Below are 21,051 nucleotides of genomic sequence, written 5' to 3'. Positions count from 1 at the left end.
ACGCTACCCCCGTTAGGACGATAGCATGGAGTCTTGTTCCGACACTATATTTCGCTCGCCGAATGGGGATTGGCAGGCGCGGGCGATCGGGCTTCGGGATTCGTTTGACGCCGGTTCCGCTGCGGTCTAAAGCCGCACTGTCGCTCCCTTCGATCCGCTACATCCACTTCAGCAGGGCATCAATCCCTTGTCCGTTCTTCTCGGCCTCGATACCGGCGGGACCTATACCGACGCGGTCCTGTTCGACCCCGCGCAAGGCGTAACGGGGGGCGCGACCGGAGACGTAATCGCCGCCGCCAAGGCGCTCACCACGAAGCACGACCTCGCGATCGGGCTTCGGGAGGCGATCGAGGCCGTCCTCGCCGAGGCTCCGCCCGATATCCTCGCCGACATCGCGCTCGTGTCCCTCTCCACCACACTGGCGACCAACGCGATCGTGGAAGGTTATGGCAGCCCGATCTGTCTCCTGCTCCTGGGGTATGATCCGAAGGCGCTCGACAAGGCGGGGCTGCGCCAGGCACTTGGCGGCGACCCTGTGGTTTTCATCGAGGGCGGCCACACGCCGGCCGGCGACGAGCAGGCGCCGCTCGATCTCGAGGCCGCGCGGCAGGCCGTCCTCGCCCACGCGCCCAACGTCGCCGCCTTCGCGGTATCCGGCTTCTTCTCGGTCCGCAACGCGGCGCATGAGTGCGCGATCCGCGATCTGATACAGGAGCTGACGGATCGCCCCGTGACCTGCGGGCATGAGCTGACCTCGAAGCTCGATGCGCCGCGCCGGGCGCTCACCGCCGCGCTGAACGCCCGGCTGATTCCGCAGCTTCAGCAGCTGATCCGGGCGATCGGCGGCCTGCTGGCGGAGAAGGGGATCGCGGCGCCGCTGATGGTGGTAAAGGGCGACGGTTCGCTGATCGAGGCGAAGGTCGCCCTGGGCTCGCCGGTCGAGACGATCCTGTCCGGCCCGGCGGCGAGCCTCGTCGGCGCCAGGCATCTGTCCGGCGAGGACGACGTCTTCGTCGTCGATATGGGCGGAACCACGACGGACATCGCGCTGCTGCGCGACGGCCGGCCGGTGCTCGCCGCGGAAGGCGCGACCGTCGGCGGCTGGCGGACGATGGTCGAAGCCGTGGCGGTCCACACCTTCGGCCTCGGCGGCGACAGCGAGGTCCGCGTCGACGAGGCAAACCGCCTGGTTCTCGGGCCGCGCCGAATCGTGCCGCTCAGCCTGCTCGGCCGCGACCACGGCTCGGTGATCGACAGTCTTCGGCAGCAGCTCTCCGAGCGGGAATCCGAGCGCTTCGACGGCCGCTTCGCCCTGCGCCTGCGGCCGCTGGACACCGGCCAGACCGGTCTCGACCGCGTCCAGGCGAAGCTGTGGGAGGATCTGGCCGTCGGCCCGGTGGCGCTGTCGCGCCTGATCACCGGCCATGCGTCGGAGCGCGGAGTCGCGCGCCTCGTCGATCGCGGCCTAGTGGCGATCGGCGGTTTCACGCCGAGCGATGCGGCGCATGTCCTGGAGCTGCAGCAGGGCTGGTCGGCGGAGGCGGCTCGGCTCGGCGGCGCGCTTTGGCTGCGCCGGGTGCTGGATGCGGAGCGCGCCGCCATTCCGGACGTCGAGGCCTTCGCGCGGCGCGTGGTCGAGCAGGTGGTCCGGCAGTCCGCCCGCGTCCTCCTGACGACCGCGCTCGCCGAAGCCGACGGGATCAACCTCGGCGACGGCCCCGTGTCGAACTGGCTGGTCGACCGCGGCCTCGGCGGCTCAACAGGCGGAGGCGAAGCGGATGCGGCGCCGCTCGCCGTGTCGCTGACCCTTCGCCGGCCGCTGGTGGCAATCGGCGCGCCGGTCGCGACCTACTATCCGGATGTCGCCGAGCGGCTGAACACGCGCCTCGTCATCCCGGACCATGCGGCGGTGTCGAATGCCGTGGGGGCGGTGGCCGGCGGCGTCATGCAGGCCGCCACCGCCGTGATCACAGCGCCGGCGGAGGACCGCTACCGCGTTCACCTGCCGACCGGGCTTCGCGATTTCGACGACCTCGAGGCCGCCGCCGCGTTCGCTGTCGCCGGAACGAGCGCGCTCGCGACAGAGCAGGCGCAACGCGCGGGCGCCGTGGACCTCGAGCTCCGGCACGACCGCGAGGACAAGGTCGCCGAGGGGGCGAGCGGCTTCCGCATCTTCATCGAAAGCCGCATCACCGCGACAGCCTTCGGTCGACCGCGGCTGGCGAGGGAATAGGGCCTGAGCCGCCTTCGCTATCGTCGGTAGCCAGCAAGATTGTGGCGTCCGGGACAGCGGATCGCATATGCTGCCTTGCCCATTTCCAGCCCGTCCATGAAATATGGAGGCTCGGCAGCATGGAAGCGGAACTGCTCGCTTACGTTCTCGTCGGGTTCGCGGCCCAGCTTGTCGATGGCGCGCTGGGCATGGCCTATGGCGTTCTCTCGACCTCCTTTCTCCTGAGTACCGGCCTGCCGCCGGCGGCTGCCAGCGCCAGCGTCCACACCGCCGAGGTGTTCACGACCGGCGTATCGGGCCTGTCGCACCTGTACCACGACAACATCAACCGTCGGCTGTTCTTGACGTTGGTGGTGTCGGGAGTGGCGGGCGGCGTTCTCGGTGCCTATGTGCTGACCGAATTGCCGGCGGAGATCATCAAGCCCTTCATTGCCGGCTATCTCGCCGTCATGGGGCTGATCATCCTCGTGAAGGCCTTCGTCACCTATCCGAAGGAGCCGCCCAAACGGGGCGTGTCGCCGCTCGCGGTGGTGGGCGGCTTTCTGGACGCGATCGGCGGCGGCGGGTGGGGACCGGTCGTGGTCTCGACCTTGCTGGCCCGCGGCTCCGATCCCCGCTACACGATCGGTTCGGTGGTCGCCGCCGAGTTCTTTGTCACCCTGTCCATTTCCGTTGCGTTCCTGCTCACGATCGGCATCGCTCATTATCAGGTGGTTTTGGGGCTGGTTCTCGGCGGAATCCTGGCGGCGCCCTTTGCCGGCTATCTGAGCAAGCGGCTGCCGGCGCGCTGGCTCATGGTGATGGCGGCGATCGTGATCGTCACGACAAGTGCCCTGACCATTCTCCGTCCTTAGTGTCTCGATCATAAAATTCGAATGATCGAATTTTGCGTGAATCGGCACACTTACTTGTTGAACCTAGCCTGATCCGATCACATCGAACCGACATAATCGGTGAATCAGCCTCTAGTCATATAAGTTAGAGGACGATTCACCGATCAGGTTGATCCAACCTCATCGGATCGTACTCTGAGGCCGGATGCTTATGGAATCCGAAGGGGAGGTGAGGATGACGAAGGTGATCCTGATCACCGGCGCGAGCCGAGGCATCGGCCGGGCGACGGCGCGATTGGCGGGCGTGAGAGGGTGGTCCGTCGGCGTGAACTTCGTCGGAAACGCCGAGGCGGCCGCGCTGACGGTCGCCGAGGTCGAAGCAGCCGGCGGGCGCGCTGTCGCTATGCGGGGCGATGTTTCGGTCGAAGCCGATGTCACCGCCATGTTCGATGCCGCGCAGGCGGCGTTCGGTCCGCTGGACGGGTTCGTCAACAATGCCGGGATCGTCGCGCCCTCGCTTCCGCTGGTCGAGATGACCGCGGAGCGCCTGAAACGGATTTTCGACATCAATGTCTACGGTGCCTATCTCTGCGCGCGCGAGGCGGCGCGCCGCTTATCGACGAGTCGCGGCGGACGGGGCGGCGCCATCGTCAATGTCTCCTCCGCCGCCGCGCGGCTCGGCTCGCCCTTCGAATATGTCGATTACGCTGGGTCTAAGGGTGCGATGGACACGATGACTATAGGTCTCGCGAAGGAGCTGGGGCCCGAGGGCGTGCGGGTCAACGCGGTGCGGCCCGGCCTGATCGATACGGACATTCACGCCAGCGGCGGCCGCCCGGACCGCGCGGCGTCGCTCGGCGCCGAAACGCCACTCGGCCGGGCGGGAACGGCCGAGGAAGTAGCGGAGGCGATCGTCTGGCTGCTGAGCGATGCCGCTGCCTATGTGAATGGTGCGCTGCTCGACGTTTCGGCGGGGCGCTGAAGCGAGGGCCTTCGGCTGCCTATTCGGTCAGCACCAGCGTATCCGCCGGCTCCCACGAAGCCCACAGCTCGTCGCCGAGGGCAACGGCCGGGGTGGTGGTGCGCGCCGCGTTGGGCCGGTTGGCGGTGATGACGCCGGCCGCGGTCTCCAGGAAGACGTGACTCTCGTCGCCGTAATAGGCGACCTCGCGGACCCGGCCGCGCAGCCCGATCTCCCCGTCGGTTGGTGGCGTCGGCGCCAGGCGGATCTTTTCCGGCCGCACGGCGACGCCAATCTCGCCGCGCGCTTGGTCGCCATAGGGCACGGCGATGCGATCCATGCCTTGAATCTCGATCAGCACACGACCGTCCGCCGCGCCGGCGACGCGGCCCGCGAACAGGTTCATCTTGCCGATGAAGTCGGCGACGAAGCGCGAGTTCGGAAACTCGTAGAGCTCGGCCGGCGGCGCGACCTGGCGGACTTGACCGGAATCCATCACCGCGATGCGGTCGGCCATCGACAGGGCCTCGTCTTGGTCGTGGGTAACGATCACGAAGGTGATGCCGACCGACTGCTGCAGCCGCACCAGCTCGAGCTGCATCGCCTCGCGCAGCTTGGCATCGAGCGCCGACAGGGGTTCGTCGAGGAGCAGCACCTTCGGTCGCTTGACGAGCGCGCGGGCCAGCGCCACCCGCTGCCGCTGGCCGCCCGAAAGCTGCGTCGGCATGCGCTCCTCATAGCCCGCCAGCTTGACCAGGGCCAGCGCCTCGCCGACCCGTTCCTTGATCTCCGCCGCCGGCACGCCGGTGACCCGCAGGCCATAGCCGACATTGCGCGCCACCGACATATGCGGGAACACGGCGTAGGACTGGAACACCATGTTGACCGGGCGCTTGTTGGGGTCCACGTCGGACATGTCCTGGCCGCCGATCAGAATGTCCCCTTCGCTCGGATGCTCGAAGCCGGCCAGCATCCGCAACAGCGTCGTCTTGCCGCAGCCCGACGGGCCGAGCAGGGCGAAGAACTCGCCCTCGGCGATATCGAGGCAGGCGTCGTCGACGGCGACGACGCTGCCGAACCGCTTGGTGACGTTCCGGATGGAGATGATGGGCTTCGGATTATCCATGCGTGTCGATCTTCCTGCCGGTGCGAGCCTGGATCAGCATTGCCGTGACCGTCAGCGTCAGGGTCAGGACGATCAGCACGGTCGAGGCCGCGTTCACCTCCGGCGTGACGCTGAACCGGACCATCGAATAGATCTTGATCGGGAAGGTCGTCGATCCCGGGCCCGAGGTGAAGAAGGTGATGACGAAATCGTCGAGCGACAAGGTGAAGGCGAGCAGCGCCCCGGCCACTACCCCCGGGATCATATAGGGGAAGGTGACGCTCCAGAAGGTCTGCCAACCGTTGGCGCCGAGGTCGCGCGAGGCTTCCTCGAGCGATTCGTCGAAGCCCGCCATGCGCGAGCGGACGACGACTGCGACGAACGGAATGGTGAAGGCGATGTGGCTCACCGTGACGGTGAACAGGCCGAGCGGAATATCCGCCCAGGCGAAGAAGGCGAGCATGGCGACGCCGAGGCAGACCTCGGGGATGACGATCGGCAGATGCACCCAGCCCTCGAACGGCCCCCGGCCCGGAAAGCGGTAGCGGTAGAGCGCCAGGCCCAGCATGGTGCCGAGCAGCGTCGAGACCACGGTGGAGGTTCCGGCGACGATCATGCTGTTGAGGAAGGCCTCGTGCAGGCCGGCGTTGTTGTAGGCCTTCTCGTAATATTTGAAGGTGAAGCCCTGCCAGGTGACATTCCGCCGGCTGTCGTTGAAGCTGAAGGCGATCAGCGCGGCGATCGGGAAGTACAGGAACAGGAAATTGAGGGCCAGGACGATCTGGAGCCACCGTTTCCGGCCATATTCCAGCGGCGTTGCCCGTCGCCGTCGACGGCGACGGACCACCACCGATTCGGACGGGATCGCGACTTCGCTCATCTCAGACTCCCACGCCCTTCGATCTCGTCGCGACCGTGGCCCGCAGCCAGAGGAAAAGGAACACCGCATAGAGCAGCAGGAACGACAGCGCCGAGCCGAACGGCCAATCGCGCGCCGCGCCGAACTGGCGGGCGATCAGATTGCCGATCATCTCGCTGTCCGGGCCGCCGAGCAGGTCGGGCGTCAGATAGGTCCCAAGCGACAGGATGAAGACCAGCAGCGTGCCCGACACGATGCCCGGCAGTGCGAGCGGCGTCATCACCGAAACGAAAGTGCGCCACTGGCTGGCCCCCAGGTCGAGGCTGGCTTCGAGATAGGACTTGTCGAGCTTTTCCAGGGTCGCATAGAGCGGCAGGACCAGGAAGGGCAGGTTGACGTAGACGAGACCGATGATCACCGCCGGCGTGTTGTACAGCAGCTCCAGCGGCTGAAACGGCCCGAGCAGGTCGGGCAGACCGATCAGCCCGAGCGCGCCGTCGATCCGATCATACACCCATTCGAGCCCGCTATTGAGGAAGCCGCGCGTCCGCAGCACCGCGATCCAGGCATAGGTCCGGATCAGCAGGTTGGTCCAGAACGGCAGGATCACCAGCAGCAGTAGCGGGTTCTTCCACCGCTGCGGCGCGAAGGCGATCCCCATCGCCAGGGGGAAGCCGAGCGCCAGGCAGAGCACTGTTGTGATAGCGGCGATCCAGATCGATTTCCAGATGATGCCGAGATGGATCCATTCCAGCGCCCGCTGGTAGTTCTCCAGCGAGAGCGCGACGATGACCTGTCCCTGCGGCCCCCGGTCCGCGAAGCTGTAGACCCAGATCAGGACAAGCGGAATCGTGAAGAACACCACCAGCCAGGCGGTGGCCGGCAGCGCGAACACCGAAAAGGCCAGCTTGTCGCGGCGCCAGTCACGCATGATATCGCCGGAGAGTCATGCTCTTGCGAGTCGGTACACGGGGAAGCCCCCACCCCAGCCCTCTCCCGCGAGACGCGGGGGAGGGAGGGACCCGCGAGAGCGGGAGGGTGGGAGCACGTCTCGCGAACGTCCGATCTTCAGCGCTACGCCGCCTGGACCGCGGTCCAGGCCTCGCTGTACAGCCGGAGAGCGTCGCCGATCTCCTTCAAACTCTCGGACTGGGCGATCGCTTCATCCGGCGGATAGATCGCCGGGTTCTTCAGGTCCGCCTCGTTGATGTACTGGCGTGCCGCCTTGTTGGCGGTTGCGAACTGGATGGTGTTGGCAATCTCCGCGTTCACCTCGGCATCCAGGATGTGATCGATGAAGGCGTAGGCGTTCTCGACATTGGGCGCTCCGGTCGGGATGCACATATTGTCGGTCCACACCATCCCGCCCTCCTTGGGCACGATGTAGGACAGTTCGTCGTCCTCCGTCATGACCTGCATGATGTCGCCGTTCCATTCCATCACCAGGTCGGCGTCGCCGGCGATCAGCATGTCCTGTCCGGAATCCGGCGCGAAGGCCTTGATATGCCGCTTCTGCGCGATGAGCAGGTCCCGCGCCTCGGCGATCTCGTCCGGATTCGTGCTGTTCATCGAATAGCCGAGATATTTAAGTGCGATGCCGAGGACCGAGCGCTGATCTTCCAGCAGGGCGATACGGCCCGAATATTTGTCGCTGTCGAGCAATACGCCCCAGCTATCCGGCGTTTCGTCGACCGCCGTCGCCCGATAGCCGATGCCCATCGTGCCCCACATATAGGGCACGCTGTGCGCCATCCCGGGATCGAAGGACAGGTTGCGGAAGTTCGGGTCGATATTGTCGAGGTTGGTGAGCTTCGAATGGTCGAGCGGCATGATCATGTTCCGCAGCGCCATGTTCTCGACCGCCCAGTCGCTCGGGAAGATGAGGTCGTAGCCCGGATTGCCGGCCTGAAGCTTGGCCAGCAGTTCCTCGTTGTTGGCGTAGAGATCGTACTGGACCTCGATGCCGGTATTCTCGGTGAAGGTTTCGAGGGTCGTCTCCCCGATATAGGTGTCCCAGTTATAGACGTTGACCTGCTTGCTCTGGGCCCAGCCCTTACGCGGCAGCGCGCTCACGGTGACGCCGATGGCGGCCGCGCCGCCGAGAAAGCGCCGCCGCGAGAAGTTCCGAGATGTTAACCGTTTCATGATTCCTAGCTCCTGATCCTCAGTCCCCTGTGCCGGTCGCCCGTCGCCTGCTGTCGGCAACGGTCCTCGGCGATCCGTTTCTGGCCGGCTTCCCGGCCTGTTATCGGTCGTTCGACGTTCTCCCCAGGCGAAACCGGCCCCAAGCGAAACCGGCCCGATCGCGCCGCCAGGAATACGGTCGCCGAAGCGACCGTGCCACAAAACCAAGGCGATTTTCGACACAAATTCCGGTTCTGGCAAGAGGGCGCCCAGAGCGCTGTAGTTGGCGCTGTCGTTGGCGCTATAGTTAACGCGCCATCTGTCCCATTTGAGAATCGCTCCAAAGAGGACGGCAAGGATGAGCCCGTCTGTCAGCGGTCCTGGATCGACCCCGCACGCGGCGCTACCCAGGAGAACAGTCTCCGACCGAGCGCGCCGCCGAGCCCGACGATCAAGGCCGCTGTGCCCAGGTTCCAGATCAATATCATGAGGGTCGCATCGAGATCGTGGAACAGCGACAGCGCCGTCGCGGTGATCGCCGCCACCGCCAGGCAGCCCGTCATCGCCACGGCCCTCGGTCGGAGCAGCCCCGCATACCGCAACATCACGAGCATGGCGAACGACAAAGGCAGGCTGGTCAGTACCAGGGTCGCAAAACACCGAACCGTCTCGCCGAGTTGCACGCCATTGGGTCCGATGCTGACCCAATCCGTCAGGCAGCCATAGCCGATGGTCGAGATCCACACGACCAGCGCGGGCGCAGGAAGAAGGAGCCAGCGGTGGGAGCGATCCGGAAGACTGATCGTGAACGCCGCGACCGCCGCGAGAACGCCGGTGAGGAGCGAGGCCGCCATGCCCGCGACGAAGGCCGGCTGGTGCAGGCGCTGCCCGAGATCCGGCCGGACGCCGTGACCGGCCGCGAGCAGCGCGAGGATAAACGCCGCGAACAGGAGCCAGAGCCCGGCGCGTAGGAGGGGCGGGCGCAGGCGCCGGACCGGTGTCGTGGTTGCCGCGAGCTGCTCGATGAGATCCGGCGTCGTGATCACCGATCGTTCCTCCGCTGTCCGAGTATCCGTCGCAGGCTCTTCAACGCGCGGTGGGTGGCCACCTTCAGCGAAGCCACGGACATCCCGCTCGCCGCCGACGCCTCCTTCAAGGACATCTCCCGCAGCTTCAGCAAGGTGACCGCCTGGCGTTGTCCGGCGGGCAGGCTCGCAACAGCCGCCCGCAGGGCGCGCTCATCCCACGCCGCTGCCGCATGGAGGTTCGCGTCAGGAGCCGCAAAGGTTTCATGGCCCTCTTCCAGGGCGGATTCCCGCAACCGGGAGCGCCCCTGCTTCCGAAGCCGGTCGATGATGCGCCGCTTGGCGATGGCGGCCAGCCACGGCCCGAACGGGCGCTTCGGGTCATAGGTCCGGCGGATCGCGTGGACCGTCAGGAGAATATCCTGAACCACGTCCTCGACGTCGCATGGATTCCGGTGGTGGCGTGCCACAAGCGAGCGCAGATAAGGCGTGACGTCTCCGAGGAGACGGCGATAGGCATCGCGGTCCCCATCCTGCGCGCGGGCCATGAGGGTCGACCAGTCCAACCGCTCGTCCATCGACGGCTTCTCGGATGCTGCTTCGTCCCGAGCCATTATGCCTCCGTCTTGTTCCGCGTGAGCGGCGCACAAGGGGCACTCGAGCCGGTAAGATAGAACTCGACGATTTTTTCTCGTCGAGTGTAACCCTTCCGGCACGGCCATCGAACCTCTCTAACGCAATCCCCCGCTCCGGGGAATTCAACAGCAGGTGAGGTCTTTCCGTGACCCGCAAGATAAGCACCACATCCACACTCGCCGCCACCCACGCCACACCGGGGACTTTCGCGGTCAACGGCAAACAGTACGTGGCCCTGGCCGCCGGCTGGGGCGGCTGGCTCAACGGCCTCACCCGCGAGTTGGCCCACGCGCCGATGGGGCACACGCTGATCATCTTCGGGCTGCCGACCCGCAATAAATAGGGACTACGGGCCATGGCACACACGCATTCAACAGCCGCGGAACGGAAGGGAATGGATTGGAAGGCCGCTCTCTGGGCTGGGCTCATCGCTGGCGCGATTTTCATGATGCTGGAGATGATCCTGGTGGCGGTCACCGGGATGGGCAGCCCGTGGGGCCCGCCGCGCATGATCGCGGCGATGGTGATGGGCCGGGACGTTCTGCCCCCGCCGGCCACTTTCGACCTGGGCGTCCTCATGATTGCGATGGTCATCCACTTTGTGCTGTCGATCGTCTACGGCTTCATCCTCGCCTGGATCCTGTGGCGGTGGGGCCTCGGCCTGGGCTTGGCGCTCCTCGCGGGCGCCGCGTTCGGGCTAACCCTTTACCTCGTTAACTTCTACGGCTTCGCCTCGGCCCTGTTCCCCTGGTTCGCCGAAGCCCGCAACTGGGTCAGCATCCTCAGCCACATCGTCTTTGGTGCCGTGCTGGCCTGGGCCTACAAGGCTATAGCGCGATAGTTCGACGCCTTCGGTCGGGCCTCTGGGGGCAATGGCAAGTGACCGAATCGACAGCGGTCTGTGGCGGCGGGCTCTGATCAAAGAGTCTGCCCCGGTGCTCGTTAGGGACGAACAGTGATCTCGATTTTGCGAATTGCTATTCCAGGGCAGGTTCCCGCGATCGAGATTGTCCCTGCTTTCAGAGCCGGTCGGTGACGTGGCGCTTGGCAATGGCGGCCAGCCACAGTGCGAACGGGCGCTTCGTCCCTAGTGTGATGGTTCAATAAGTTTTCAATAAGTTAGTGTGCCGGTTCACGCGAAATTCGATCATTCGAATTTCCCGATCGGGACACTAGCGATTGGTCCAACGTTTTGCTCCGTTCGAGCGGCGCTCTCGGTAGAGCGATGGGCTGACAACGCAGAACTCGACGATTTTTGCTCGTCGAGTGTAACCCTTCCGGCGCGGCCGTCGAACCTTCCTAGTGCAAGTTCCCAATCCGGGGAATTCAACAACAGGTGAGGTCGTCCCATGAACCGTACTACGCTTGCCGCGTCCACGCTCGCCGCCGCCGTCGGTCTGGTGCTGGCCGCCCAAGGCTTTCCGGCCGGCGCGCAGCAGACGGATCCCAAGGCTCAGACGATGGAGCGGATGCAAGAAGGCAACCTGGAGAAGTGCTACGGCATCGCCGCCAAGGGAAAGAACGACTGCGCCGAGGGTGCGCATTCCTGCGCCGGGCAGGCAACGCAGGATCGGGATCCGGCATCGTTCGTTCTGCTGCCGAAGGGTGACTGTTCGAAGATCGCCGGTGGCAGCACCACGGCCGCCTGACCGCGACGGGAAGTTTGTGTCCAGCTCCTCCACACCAAAGGCGTGGGCGACCGCCCCGATCCCCGCCACGGCGGGGATCGGGCTCCGCTTCTGCCATCACCAGCCTGTGCTGGACGAGCGGCCCTCGGTCGGCTGGCTCGAGGTCCACACCGAGAACTACATGGGCGGCGGCAGACCGCTCGCATATCTCGACGCGATCCGGCGCGACTACCCGGTCTCGCTGCACGGGGTCGGGCTCTCGCTCGGCAGCGCCGAGGGCCCCGACCGCGTTCATCTCGAGCGAATCAAGCGCCTCGTCGAACGCATCGAGCCGGGCCTCATCTCCGAACACCTGTCCTGGAGCATGACGGGCGGCGTCTATGTGGCCGATCTATTACCGCTGCCGATGACCGAGGAGGCGCTCGCGGTGATGTGCCGCAACGTCGCGCACGTTCAGGAGCATCTCGGGCGGCCCATCCTCGTCGAGAATCCATCCTCCTATCTGCGCTATCGCCACTCGCCGATTCCGGAGTGGGAGTTCCTGGCCGCTGTTGCACGGCACACCGGCTGCAGCATCCTGTGCGACGTGAACAACATCTTCGTGAGCGCCTGCAACCACGGTTTCGACGCACACCGGTATCTGCGTGCTCTGCCGCCTGAGAGCGTGAGCGAGATCCACCTCGCTGGGCATACGCTGAAGGACTTGGGCGACGGCCGCAAGATCCGCATCGACGATCACGGCGCCCGCGTCTGCCGCGATGTTTGGCATCTCTACGACGAGGCCGTGGCGCTGTTCGGTCCTGTTCCGACATTGATCGAATGGGACACCGACCTGCCGCCGTTGGCGGTGCTTCTGGACGAGGCGGCCATGGCCGAGCGGCGGCTCAACGCGGCGCGGGGGGCAGGTAATGCCGACGCTAGATGAACTTCAGCGTGCGTTCGGCGCGAGCCTCCGCTTCGGCGAGGATGGCACGATTGCCGAAGCGATCATCGGTGGCGGGATCGCGCCGGAAGAGCGCTTGCGCATCTATCGCAACACGGCGCAGTCGGTGCTCGCCGACTCGCTCCGTCTCGCCTACCGCGCCGTCGAGCGGCTGGTCGGGCGGAATTTCTTCGACATGGCCGCCGCGCGGTTCATGCGGGAGTGTCCACCGCGTACCGGTTATCTGAACGACTACGGCGACGCCTTCGCCGATTTCCTCGCGGCGCTTCCGTCTGCTGCTGAGCTCGTCTATCTCCCGGACGTGGCGCGCTTCGAATGGGCACTCAGCATCGCCGCGAACGCGCCCGACGCGCCGGTGCTGGATATCGCAATGCTGGCGGATGTGGAGAAAGAGCAGCACGAAGCGCTTTGCTTCATGCCGCATCCCTCGCTACGACTTCTGCGCCTCGGCTTTCCCGCCGACGAGATTGCCGGCGCCGTTCTGAGCGGCAGCGAACGCGCCATGGCCGCTATCGACCTGTCGAGCGGCCCGGCTTGGCTCGTCGTGCATCGCGGCCCCGACGGCGTCGAGGCACGGCGCCTCGATCCGCAGGCGTGGCGCTTTGCCGCGCGACTCCACGCCGGAGAAACACTGGGCTCCCTGATCGACTCCTTTCCCGACCTGGATATTGCGAGGGCGCTCGCTGAACAGGTGGGGAGGGGCTGCCTCTCGGGCTTTTGGCTTGGATCAACCAGCGAGTCGTTAAGGTGTTCAGGAGGAGCCGCATGACGCATGTCAGGATCTCGACGACCCACATCGTCTCCGCGCCCACCGCTCTCGTTCTGCGCATCCTGCGCTGGCTGGAAGCGGTGCCCTATTGGTTGCTCGCGCTGCCGCTTCGCCTGGCCGCCGCGACGGTGTTCTGGAACTCGGCGATGGTGAAGCTCGCGAACTGGGACACGACGCTGTATCTGTTCGCCCAGGAATACCAAGTGCCGATTCTGCCGCCTGCGGTGGCGGCCTCCATGGCACTGGCGATCGAGGTAACCTGTCCGCCCCTACTTATGCTGGGGCTCCTGACGCGCCCGGCTGCGGCCGTACTTCTCGGCATGACGGCGGTAATCCAGGTCTTCGTCTTTCCGGGGGCCTGGCCGACGCACATTCAATGGGCGGCCATGCTGCTCGTGCTGTTGTGCCGAGGCGCCGGGACACTGTCCCTCGACTACCTCCTTTGGCGCCGGCTGCGCTCGAAGCCGGCATGATAGTTGGTCTGGACGGCAAGGCCGCGTACGATCCAGTCGAGCCTGAATCTTGTGCGCACTGCCGACAGGGGAGTGCGCTGCCTCAGCTTGGGCAACACCCGCCTCGTCTCTGGCCCTGAATCGGCGGGCATGACACCGTACCGTAGGAGCAAAATACGCAGCAGTCTCCGGTCTCAGGCTTGAGCAGCGCGCCACAGCCTTCGCAGTCGTAGAAGAACTGGCAAGCGTTGGTCGGCATCGTCTCGGCCTTCCGATGCCCGCAGGTGGGACAGATAATGGTCGAGAGAAGTTCAATCATGCGCGTTTCCGGTGCTTGAGAACAGATCCGTCCTCGGCCGGATCAAGCCCTGCGCCCTCTTTATCCCTCACGTTTCGATGAGAAGCTGGGCAAGCCACGGGAAGGCGATCCCGGCGACGACCAGGACAGTCGCGCTCCACAGGACCGTCTTCGCGACGCGATCCGCACGCGGGTCGGCGCACGCCGGTCCCGGACTGCAGACGGCAACGGCGGCTTTCGGCTTGTGGTAGACCCGGTAGAAGCCCGTGCCGAGCAGGGCGATCGTGAGCACGAGGAAAATTGGCTGGTATGGCGCCATGGCCGTCAGGTTGCCGATCCACGCCCCACCGATGCCGAGGGTGAAGAGAACGAACGGCAGCAGGCAGCAGGACGACGTGGCGAGCGCGGCCAGAAGACCGCCCGCCGATAGCAGGGTCTTCGAGCGTCGCCCGCCCGCGACCGGCGTTGGTGTTCCGGGCGGTGCGTAGGCGCTGCGTTCCACTTGACCACTCATGTCGATGCAGCCTCTTTCTGATGGCTTGCCATCAAGGTGAGATCTGTAGCAACTACAGGTTCAAGGGATATTTTCACTGTGCGGAGGTGGCCATGAACGGCAGGGCTCAGCGTCTCGCCATCGGCGAGTTGTCGGGGCGCACGGGCGTCAACATTGAGACCGTGCGCTATTATGAGAAAATCGGCCTGGTGCCGCCCCCGGCGCGCACGGAAGGCGGTCACCGCGCGTATGAGGACGCGCACGTCGCGCGGCTCACCTTCATCCGCCGGGCCCGCGAGCTTGGCTTCACGCTCGACGAGGTACGCAGCCTGCTGAAGCTCGTCGACGGCGGGCACGCCTATGCGTGCGCGGATGTCCGGGCGGTCACGGTTGAACATCTCGACGACGTGCGGCAGAAGATCCGCGATCTGAAGCGGCTGGAGCAGACGCTGAACGGCATCGCCTCCCGTTGCGAGGGCGGTGCGGTGCTGGATTGTCCCATTGTGGAGGCGTTGTTCGAGCCCGCCGGGCGCGGCTGAGCTCGTCCGCGAGGCGCCGTCACCAGCGGCATAGTTCTCGCAAAGCGGATTGCGGCAGAGATTGACCTCAATGCCATCGCCGGCGGGCGGCAGCCACGGCTTGACCGCTCCCGAAGACATCTTCGGCATGGCGGAATCCTCGCGACCCTTTGTAGATCACGGGGATTCTCGCCCTCGGCGGTTAAGCGTTCCACACCTATGCGGAACGGCTCGGCATGAGGAGCAAGGGGTTCTATTAACGTGTTTCGGCCATCGTCCGGTCAGGTTACCTGATCTGCCCGCGCCGACCACCCCGGATGGAATTCTCGGTAACGACAGGAGCATGTCACAGCGCGCAGGGTCAGCCCGGTACGATCCTATCGTTCAACTTGTGATCTACGATCTGGACCGTGCGGTCGATCTCGGCATCGGGCATGCCAAGCTGATCTGAAATCAACTTCACCAGCAGGTCGACCCGCTCGATGAAAGGCGCTCCAGCGGCCAGCGCCCGGGCCGCTGACGAGGGTTTGAGGAGGCTTTCCGCCGCTTTGGCGTATTTCTCGAAAGGCACCTGATCCTTCGGGTCGGCCCCCAGACGCTGAGCAATGGCATCCACATGGTTATAGATCGACTGCGAGAGCTTCAGGTCCTCGTGCACCGCATCGCGGATCGACCGCGGCTCATGCAGCGTGACGCAGCGGTAATTCCCGGTTAGCAGCATCGACCATTTAGCCAGAGGGACGAACAGCGAGTCGAACACTTTGAGCTTCACCGGAACGTCCTGGCCATCCAGCGTCAGCGCGGCGATATCCGCTTCCAGCTCCCGAAGCAGCGAGTTATGCGCCTCATCTGCAAATGTCGCTGCCTTGAAATTTGTCGGCAGGCCGACATGCAGGACATTCGCCGCCTCCTCCGGCGGGCGGAATGCCTGCGGATCGGGCGAGCAGAGCGACATCAGTCCCGGCTCGAACCGTTCCCACACCTGGGCGTTGGTATAGGCCTCCTCCAGCTCCATTTCCGCCAGCGCCGGGATCCGTTTGAGATAGGGTAAGGGCGGCATGTTCATGATCGAGAGACAAGGCAGCTTCGCCGACGCGATTTTGATCAACAGAACCCGGATCGTATGGTTGGTGTATTGCGGTTCCTGCATGGCAAGAGCAACGAGGTCATAGCGGGAAAGGTCGACGTCTTCGGGCGAGGCCGCGTCCAAGGTCCCAGGCAGATCGCGCGAGAAGATTGGCCGGTGCATCGCCTCGTCGCGCAGCTTAATGCGAACTTGAGTACCGTCGCGATTGATGAGTTCGGCAGTCTTCTTCCGACAGACCAGGGTCACGTTGTGACCGGCCATCAGCAGCTTCGTCGCCAGCAATGAGCCATACGAGGCCCCAAGGATCAGAATGTCGCGCGCCATGCTTGCTCTCCCAGAGATTACGCTAGACTGATTTCTAACGCCTCAAGCCAAGCTAGGCTGCAAATTTCCGTTAGATCAGGAATCGGCTCAGGCGAAGGAATGCGGCAGGCCAGACCTTAAACCATATGTGGAGCGGTTCCTTCGGGCACGGAGCGGCCACGTCTATTGCAATTGACAGGTATCGCAACTCCATGTTCTCCCTTTCGCCCTCTCCGGCGCGCCATTCCCGAACAAGACAGGCGGAAGATTGCCCGGCCGTCATCCCGTCCCAGTTATGCTACCGAGCAAGGTGGCGAGCTTTGCTACCGGAGTCTGACATCCACAATGATGTTCGCGCCGCCTCCGGCCTGCGCTAAGGAACCGTTGCTGGATAGAGGCCGCTTCTCCGCCACATTCCGATCGCCTTGTCACGCATGGCCTCCGCGTCGATACAGTTGGTGCACTTTGGAGTCTGAAGGTCCGCAGAATCACGCGAACTTCAACTCACCTTCGGTCCGACTGCGGCCTCCAAACCGAAGGCCACGGTCTCCGGTGTGTCCGAAATTGGCTTTCACACAGAAAGCGGTAGTGACCCAGAGGCAAAGCGCAGCAGTGTCACCGCAGCGGACCAAAAATGCTCAAGCCGAGGATACGCCGTTCACAGGGGGTTAAATCTGCAACACGTTAATAGAACCCCTTGGCATGAGGAGCGCGGCGTTCGGCGGCGAACCGTCAGCAGCGGACCGCCTATTTCAGCCGCGAGCGGCTCAGCTCGCCGGCCGCATCCAGGATGGGATAGGCGACGGAGGTGAGGTGCGAGTTGATCCGCTTCAGGTCGCGCAGCACGTCGAGATGCAGGCTGCTGGTCTCGATGCTCTCCTTCTTGCCGCTACGCAGCCGGGCCAGATGGTTCTCCGAGGCGGTGCGCTCGAGCTCGCGGAAGACGATCTTCTCTTCCAGAAGCTTCCGCGCCATCTTCGGATCTCCGGCGATGAAGACGTTGAGTGCAAGCGTCAGGTTCTCGATCAGCCGGCCATGCATGTCGCAGATTTCCCTGAATCCCTCGTCGGAGAACTGCAGCCGGTTCTTGATCTTCTTGGCGGCCAGTTCCATCAGGCTCTTGTCGATGATGTCGCCGATATGCTCGAGGTTGGTCGTGAAGGTGATGACGTCGATCAGCCGCTTGCTATCCCGACTGTCGATCGCGTCGCGGCTGACCTCCGTCAGGTAGAGCTTGATGGCCTCGTGCAGGCCGTCGATATCGTCGTCGCGGCTCTCCACCTCGCGCAACAGCTTGCGGTCGTCGTTGCGGAACACGTCGAGGCTCTGGCGCAGCATCTTCTCGACAATGTCGCCCATGCGCAGCGTCTCGCGCGCCGCGTTGGCAATGGCGACGGCTGGCGATTCCAGCGCGCCGGGATCGAGATGGCGCGGCCGGGCCGTCTCCTCGGGCAGCAGCCTGTCGGGGAAGATCCGGGTGCAGAGCCGCGCGACCGGTCCGGTCAGCCCGATGAACAGGACCGCCAGCGCAAGGTTGAACGCGGTATGGAAGTTTGCGACCTGCCGCACCGGCTCCGGCTCCGGCTCGACGAGAGCGAGATAGGGCGTTACCAGCGACAGCACCGGCAGCAGGATCACCACGCCCACCAACCGGAACAACAGGTTGCCGAGCGGCACCCGCCGCGCTTCCGGCTCGGCGCCGATCGTGGCGATCAGCGGCGTCACCGCACTACCCAGGTTGGCGCCCAGCACCAGCGTGAAGGCGAGCGGCAGCGACACCACGCCGGCCGCGACCAGCGAGATGATCAACAGCACGATCGCGAGGCTAGAGGTCGACAGCACGGTCAGCAACGCGGCGATGAGGATCGCGATCGTCGGCTCGTCGCCGAGCGCGCCCAGCACCATCGTCAGCACTTCGGACTGCCGCATCGGCTCGGCCGTCGCCGAGATCAGCTGCAGCCCCAGCAGGATGAGGCCGAGGCCGACCGCGGTGCGCCCCAGGTCGCGCGCCCGCGTCGAGCGCGCCGTGTTGAAGGCGATGACGCCGATCAGGATCAGCAGCGGCGACAGCCAGTTGAGCTTGAACGAGAAGATCTGCACCACCAGCGTCGTGCCGACGTCCGCGCCCAGCATGATGGCCAGCGCCGGCGCCGTGTGGACCAGGCCGCGCGAGGCGAAGGAGGCTGCCATCAGCGCCGTCGCGGTGCTGCTCTGCAGGACCATGGCGATGCCGAGTCCGCTGAACAGCGCCGAGAAGCGGTTGCTCATGCTGCGGCCTAACACCCGGCGCAGATCGCCGCCATAGGCGCGCAACACGCCCGTCCGCACCATGCGCAGACCCCAAAGCAGCAGCGCCGCAGCGCCGAGCAGGTTCACCAGAAAATACGTTCCGTCGATGATCGTCTCCTTAGCATCGCATGAAGCGCCGCGCGGTCAGGCCGCGGGCCTCCCGTTGCGATGGCTGTGTTTCGGACCGTTGCGCCGGAGGGGGGATGTCGTTTGCCGATGACCGGGCAAACCGGGCATCCCACCCCGACGCATCTTGTCATAAAAACGTAACATTAGTTAGCGAAGCCTACACGCTGGTGCGACTTTTTGCACCCAGTGGTCCAGTAGATCAATTGCCATCCTTCGCCGAGGGCCGGATATGCCACGTCGCCGTCGCGCCGTAGCCTGCCGCGTCGGCGTGCCATTCGGCTATGTATTGAACCTCGCAACATGAAAAGGAAGACGGGAATGAGGGGTCTGATCAAACGAACGCTTTCTCTAAGCGTCCCTGCGATGCTCTATGGCGTCTTGGCGCTGCCGGTTGGCGCGGCGAATCTGCTGACCAAGGCCGTGGACCTGGAGCCGCTCTCGCTGTCGGCGGGAAAGGCCTTTCCGAAAGAGCCGATAGAGCTTGAGGCCGGCCAATATTATCGCTGGGAGATCGAGAGCGACGGCACCTCGGAAATGGCGATCGCCGCGCCGAACTTCTTCCGCTTCATTGGGATCGAGGTCCGCCCGCTCGGCCTCGATTCGATCGAGTTCGACGAGGAGGGCACGGCCACGATCTCCTTCGTACCGATCCGCCCCGGCCCGTTCGAATATTTCATGCCGAATACGAGGGGCGATACTTACCGAGGCACGATTATCGTGAAGTAGAGGCGCAGGCGGTGGAGCGGCTTCATCACCGCCGCTCCACCACACCGTCCTTGGTGAGGAACAGCCCGGTCAGTGTCCGCTCGTCATGGCACATGCGCCAGGACAGCATCTTCTGCGCAAAGGCGAGGACCACCGGTGCATATGCCGGATCCTCTGCCAGGTTCACCAGCTCCTGCGGATCGCTCTCCAGATCGAACAGCAGCGGTGGCAGGGCGGTGAAATGGACATATTTGTACCGCCGGTCGCGGATCACGTTCAGCGTGCATTGGTCGCTCGCGAGGCCCAGTGCCGTTTCCGGCCGCTGGTTCACCGGATCGCGGAAGTCGTATTCCCAGTGGACCTCCTGCCGCCAGTCCGTAGGCCTCTCGCCGTCCAGAAAGGGACGCAGCGAGCGTCCGTCGCAGTGCGGCGGCACCTCCAGCCCCAGCCAGTCGAGGATCGTCGGCATGACGTCTACCGCCTCGGTGAAATCCTCGACCACCCGCCCGCGGCTCCCGTCCGCCTCCTTCCGCGGGTCGCGGATGATCAGCGGGATGTGGAACGACGGATCGAAATAGCCCGGTTTGCCCCAAAGCCAGTGGTCGCCCAGCATCTCGCCGTGATCGCAGGTGAAGACCACCAGCGTATGCTCGTCCTCGCCGGTGGCCTTCAGATGCGCCATCAGCCGGCCGATCTGGTCGTCCACCTGGCTGATCAGCCCATAGTAGGTGGCGCGGATCTGCCGCATTTCGCGCTCCTCGATCTCCGGCAGGTGGATGCGCTCGTCGCAATACCAGCCGAGGTCCGGCGGGTCCTCAAGCGCATAGGCGAGGAATGGATGCTGCGCCGCTTCGGCGGCGGGCGAGGGGGCCCGCACCGGCATCGGTACCGCGGCCGGGTCATATAGATTGTTATAGGGTTCCGGCGCGACCAGCGGCGGATGCGGCCGCAGGAAGACGGGATGCACGAACCAGGGCTGATCCTGCCGCACCGAAAGGAATTTCAGCACCGCGTCGGCGACGAATGTCGTCTCGCTGTCTTCGGCCGTGAAGACCGGCGGGCGGAAGCTGGCGCCGCGCCCCTCGGCGCCCGGATAATCCGGCACCGGGTCGTAGACGTCCTCCCGGCCGCCGATCGAGTAGCCCTTCGCCTTCAAATCGGCGATCCAGGCCGCCATATGGTCGGGAAGCTGCAGCCCCACCGCCATGCCCGGCAGCACGCCCTCATAGGTCCTGAGTGCCGGGTCGCCCGGCGCCCGCCCGCGCGGATCGACGCTGGTGTCGGTATAGCCGAACAGGGTCGGCTCGTACCCGCCCTTGCGAGCCTCCAGCGCCAAGTTGGTATGGCGTGCATCGAGCGGCGTCCCGTTCCGCACCGAGCGGTGGTTCATCATATAGAGGCCGGTCAGCAGGCTGGTCCGCGCCGGCCCGCAGGGCGAGGCCTGGGTGTAGTGGCGCCGGAACAGCACCCCCTCGGCCGCCAGCGCGTCGAGATGCGGCGTCCGCACGCATGGGTGCCCAAGCGTCGACAGGCATTCGCCGCGCCACTGGTCGGCCGAGATGAACAAAACCTTTCGCAACGCCGCCATGGAGGATGCCCCGCCTTCTCAAACACCGCTGCCAATGTTCTTGATGGCGCGACCGATTGTCCAGGCAATCCGT

General features: G+C 65.0%; 22 protein-coding genes. 11 read left to right on the top strand and 11 right to left on the bottom strand.

Annotated features, from left to right (window positions below):
• Positions 1-187: 187 nt before the first annotated feature.
• From DT069_RS09750 to DT069_RS09740, 3 genes are all read left to right on the top strand, one after another.
• The gene (locus DT069_RS09750; RefSeq protein ID WP_119460093.1) at positions 188-2,233 is read left to right on the top strand and encodes a hydantoinase/oxoprolinase N-terminal domain-containing protein; all 2,046 of its coding nucleotides are present in this window, start codon (positions 188-190) and stop codon (positions 2,231-2,233) included.
• Positions 2,234-2,352: 119 nt separating this feature from the next.
• Entirely contained in the window at positions 2,353-3,087 is a 735-nt protein-coding gene (locus tag DT069_RS09745) for a sulfite exporter TauE/SafE family protein (protein WP_119460092.1), read from the top strand.
• 214 nt (positions 3,088-3,301) lie between these two features.
• Positions 3,302-4,048, top strand: a complete 747-nt coding sequence (locus tag DT069_RS09740; protein ID WP_119460091.1) for an SDR family oxidoreductase — start codon at positions 3,302-3,304, stop codon at positions 4,046-4,048.
• Positions 4,049-4,067: 19 nt separating this feature from the next.
• Here the strand turns inward: DT069_RS09740 and DT069_RS09735 are convergent, their stop codons facing one another.
• From DT069_RS09735 to DT069_RS09710, 6 genes are all read right to left on the bottom strand, one after another.
• Entirely contained in the window at positions 4,068-5,153 is a 1,086-nt protein-coding gene (locus DT069_RS09735) for an ABC transporter ATP-binding protein (protein WP_119460090.1), read from the bottom strand.
• Positions 5,146-6,012: an ABC transporter permease gene (locus tag DT069_RS09730; protein WP_119460089.1), complete on the bottom strand. Its 867-nt coding sequence runs from the start codon at positions 6,010-6,012 to the stop codon at positions 5,146-5,148. Before DT069_RS09730 ends, DT069_RS09735 begins: the two co-directional genes overlap by 8 nt.
• 1 nt (position 6,013) lies before the next feature.
• The gene (locus tag DT069_RS09725; RefSeq protein WP_119460088.1) at positions 6,014-6,922 is read right to left on the bottom strand and encodes an ABC transporter permease; all 909 of its coding nucleotides are present in this window, start codon (positions 6,920-6,922) and stop codon (positions 6,014-6,016) included.
• A gap of 143 nt (positions 6,923-7,065) precedes the next feature.
• Positions 7,066-8,136 carry an ABC transporter substrate-binding protein gene (locus DT069_RS09720; protein WP_119460087.1) on the bottom strand — a complete coding sequence of 357 codons (1,071 nt, stop codon included), beginning with the start codon at positions 8,134-8,136 and terminating at the stop codon, positions 7,066-7,068.
• 350 nt (positions 8,137-8,486) lie between these two features.
• Entirely contained in the window at positions 8,487-9,161 is a 675-nt protein-coding gene (locus tag DT069_RS09715; protein WP_119460086.1) for an NrsF family protein, read from the bottom strand.
• Positions 9,158-9,754, bottom strand: coding sequence for a sigma-70 family RNA polymerase sigma factor (locus DT069_RS09710; RefSeq protein ID WP_119460085.1), 597 nt, complete (start codon positions 9,752-9,754; stop codon positions 9,158-9,160). The genes DT069_RS09715 and DT069_RS09710 overlap by 4 nt, the downstream gene beginning before the upstream one ends.
• 167 nt (positions 9,755-9,921) lie before the next feature.
• Here DT069_RS09710 and DT069_RS09705 point away from each other — a divergent pair, with 167 nt between their 5' ends.
• The 6 genes from DT069_RS09705 to DT069_RS09680 all read left to right on the top strand — a co-directional run bounded on the left by DT069_RS09705 (position 9,922) and on the right by DT069_RS09680 (position 13,589).
• The gene (locus DT069_RS09705; RefSeq protein ID WP_119460084.1) at positions 9,922-10,119 is read left to right on the top strand and encodes a hypothetical protein; all 198 of its coding nucleotides are present in this window, start codon (positions 9,922-9,924) and stop codon (positions 10,117-10,119) included.
• A 51-nt stretch (positions 10,120-10,170) separates the two neighbouring features.
• Positions 10,171-10,617 (top strand): hypothetical protein, encoded by a 447-nt coding sequence (locus tag DT069_RS09700; protein WP_425450131.1) that lies wholly within the window; start codon positions 10,171-10,173, stop codon positions 10,615-10,617.
• A gap of 508 nt (positions 10,618-11,125) precedes the next feature.
• Positions 11,126-11,425: a BufA1 family periplasmic bufferin-type metallophore gene (locus DT069_RS09695; protein WP_119460082.1), complete on the top strand. Its 300-nt coding sequence runs from the start codon at positions 11,126-11,128 to the stop codon at positions 11,423-11,425.
• 16 nt (positions 11,426-11,441) lie between these two features.
• A complete protein-coding gene (bufB, locus tag DT069_RS09690; RefSeq protein WP_119460081.1) occupies positions 11,442-12,329 on the top strand; it encodes an MNIO family bufferin maturase in 888 nt (295 codons plus the stop codon).
• On the top strand, positions 12,313-13,116 hold the full coding sequence (locus tag DT069_RS09685; RefSeq protein WP_119460080.1) for an HvfC/BufC family peptide modification chaperone: 804 nt from the start codon (positions 12,313-12,315) through the stop codon (positions 13,114-13,116). Before bufB ends, DT069_RS09685 begins: the two co-directional genes overlap by 17 nt.
• The gene (locus tag DT069_RS09680) at positions 13,113-13,589 is read left to right on the top strand and encodes a DoxX family protein (RefSeq protein WP_119460079.1); all 477 of its coding nucleotides are present in this window, start codon (positions 13,113-13,115) and stop codon (positions 13,587-13,589) included. The genes DT069_RS09685 and DT069_RS09680 overlap by 4 nt, the downstream gene beginning before the upstream one ends.
• A gap of 82 nt (positions 13,590-13,671) precedes the next feature.
• Here DT069_RS09680 and DT069_RS09675 read toward each other — a convergent pair whose 3' ends face one another.
• Positions 13,672-13,887, bottom strand: a complete 216-nt coding sequence (locus tag DT069_RS09675) for a GDCCVxC domain-containing (seleno)protein (RefSeq protein WP_119460078.1) — start codon at positions 13,885-13,887, stop codon at positions 13,672-13,674.
• Between the two features lie 67 nt (positions 13,888-13,954).
• On the bottom strand, positions 13,955-14,380 hold the full coding sequence (locus DT069_RS09670; protein WP_119460077.1) for a mercuric transporter MerT family protein: 426 nt from the start codon (positions 14,378-14,380) through the stop codon (positions 13,955-13,957).
• Positions 14,381-14,472: 92 nt separating this feature from the next.
• On the opposite strand from DT069_RS09670, the gene DT069_RS09665 reads away from it, so the two are divergent.
• Entirely contained in the window at positions 14,473-14,898 is a 426-nt protein-coding gene (locus DT069_RS09665; protein WP_119460076.1) for a MerR family transcriptional regulator, read from the top strand.
• A 340-nt stretch (positions 14,899-15,238) separates the two neighbouring features.
• On the opposite strand, the gene DT069_RS09660 is transcribed toward DT069_RS09665, so the two are convergent.
• Both DT069_RS09660 and DT069_RS09655 read right to left on the bottom strand, forming a co-directional pair.
• A complete protein-coding gene (locus DT069_RS09660; protein WP_119460075.1) occupies positions 15,239-16,288 on the bottom strand; it encodes a ketopantoate reductase family protein in 1,050 nt (349 codons plus the stop codon).
• Between the two features lie 726 nt (positions 16,289-17,014).
• Complete coding sequence (locus DT069_RS09655; RefSeq protein ID WP_425450130.1) at positions 17,015-18,643, bottom strand: Na/Pi cotransporter family protein; 1,629 nt, start codon at positions 18,641-18,643, stop codon at positions 17,015-17,017.
• Positions 18,644-19,003: 360 nt separating this feature from the next.
• Here DT069_RS09655 and DT069_RS09650 point away from each other — a divergent pair, with 360 nt between their 5' ends.
• Positions 19,004-19,411 carry a hypothetical protein gene (locus tag DT069_RS09650; RefSeq protein WP_162913093.1) on the top strand — a complete coding sequence of 136 codons (408 nt, stop codon included), beginning with the start codon at positions 19,004-19,006 and terminating at the stop codon, positions 19,409-19,411.
• A gap of 25 nt (positions 19,412-19,436) precedes the next feature.
• Here DT069_RS09650 and DT069_RS09645 read toward each other — a convergent pair whose 3' ends face one another.
• Positions 19,437-20,978, bottom strand: coding sequence for an alkaline phosphatase family protein (locus tag DT069_RS09645; protein ID WP_119460073.1), 1,542 nt, complete (start codon positions 20,976-20,978; stop codon positions 19,437-19,439).
• Positions 20,979-21,051 lie beyond the last annotated feature (73 nt).

The organism is Virgifigura deserti, from assembly GCA_003576685.1.
Classification (GTDB): Bacteria; Pseudomonadota; Alphaproteobacteria; order Dongiales; family Dongiaceae; genus Virgifigura; species Virgifigura deserti.
This window is presented reverse-complemented; position numbering and strand designations above follow the sequence as displayed.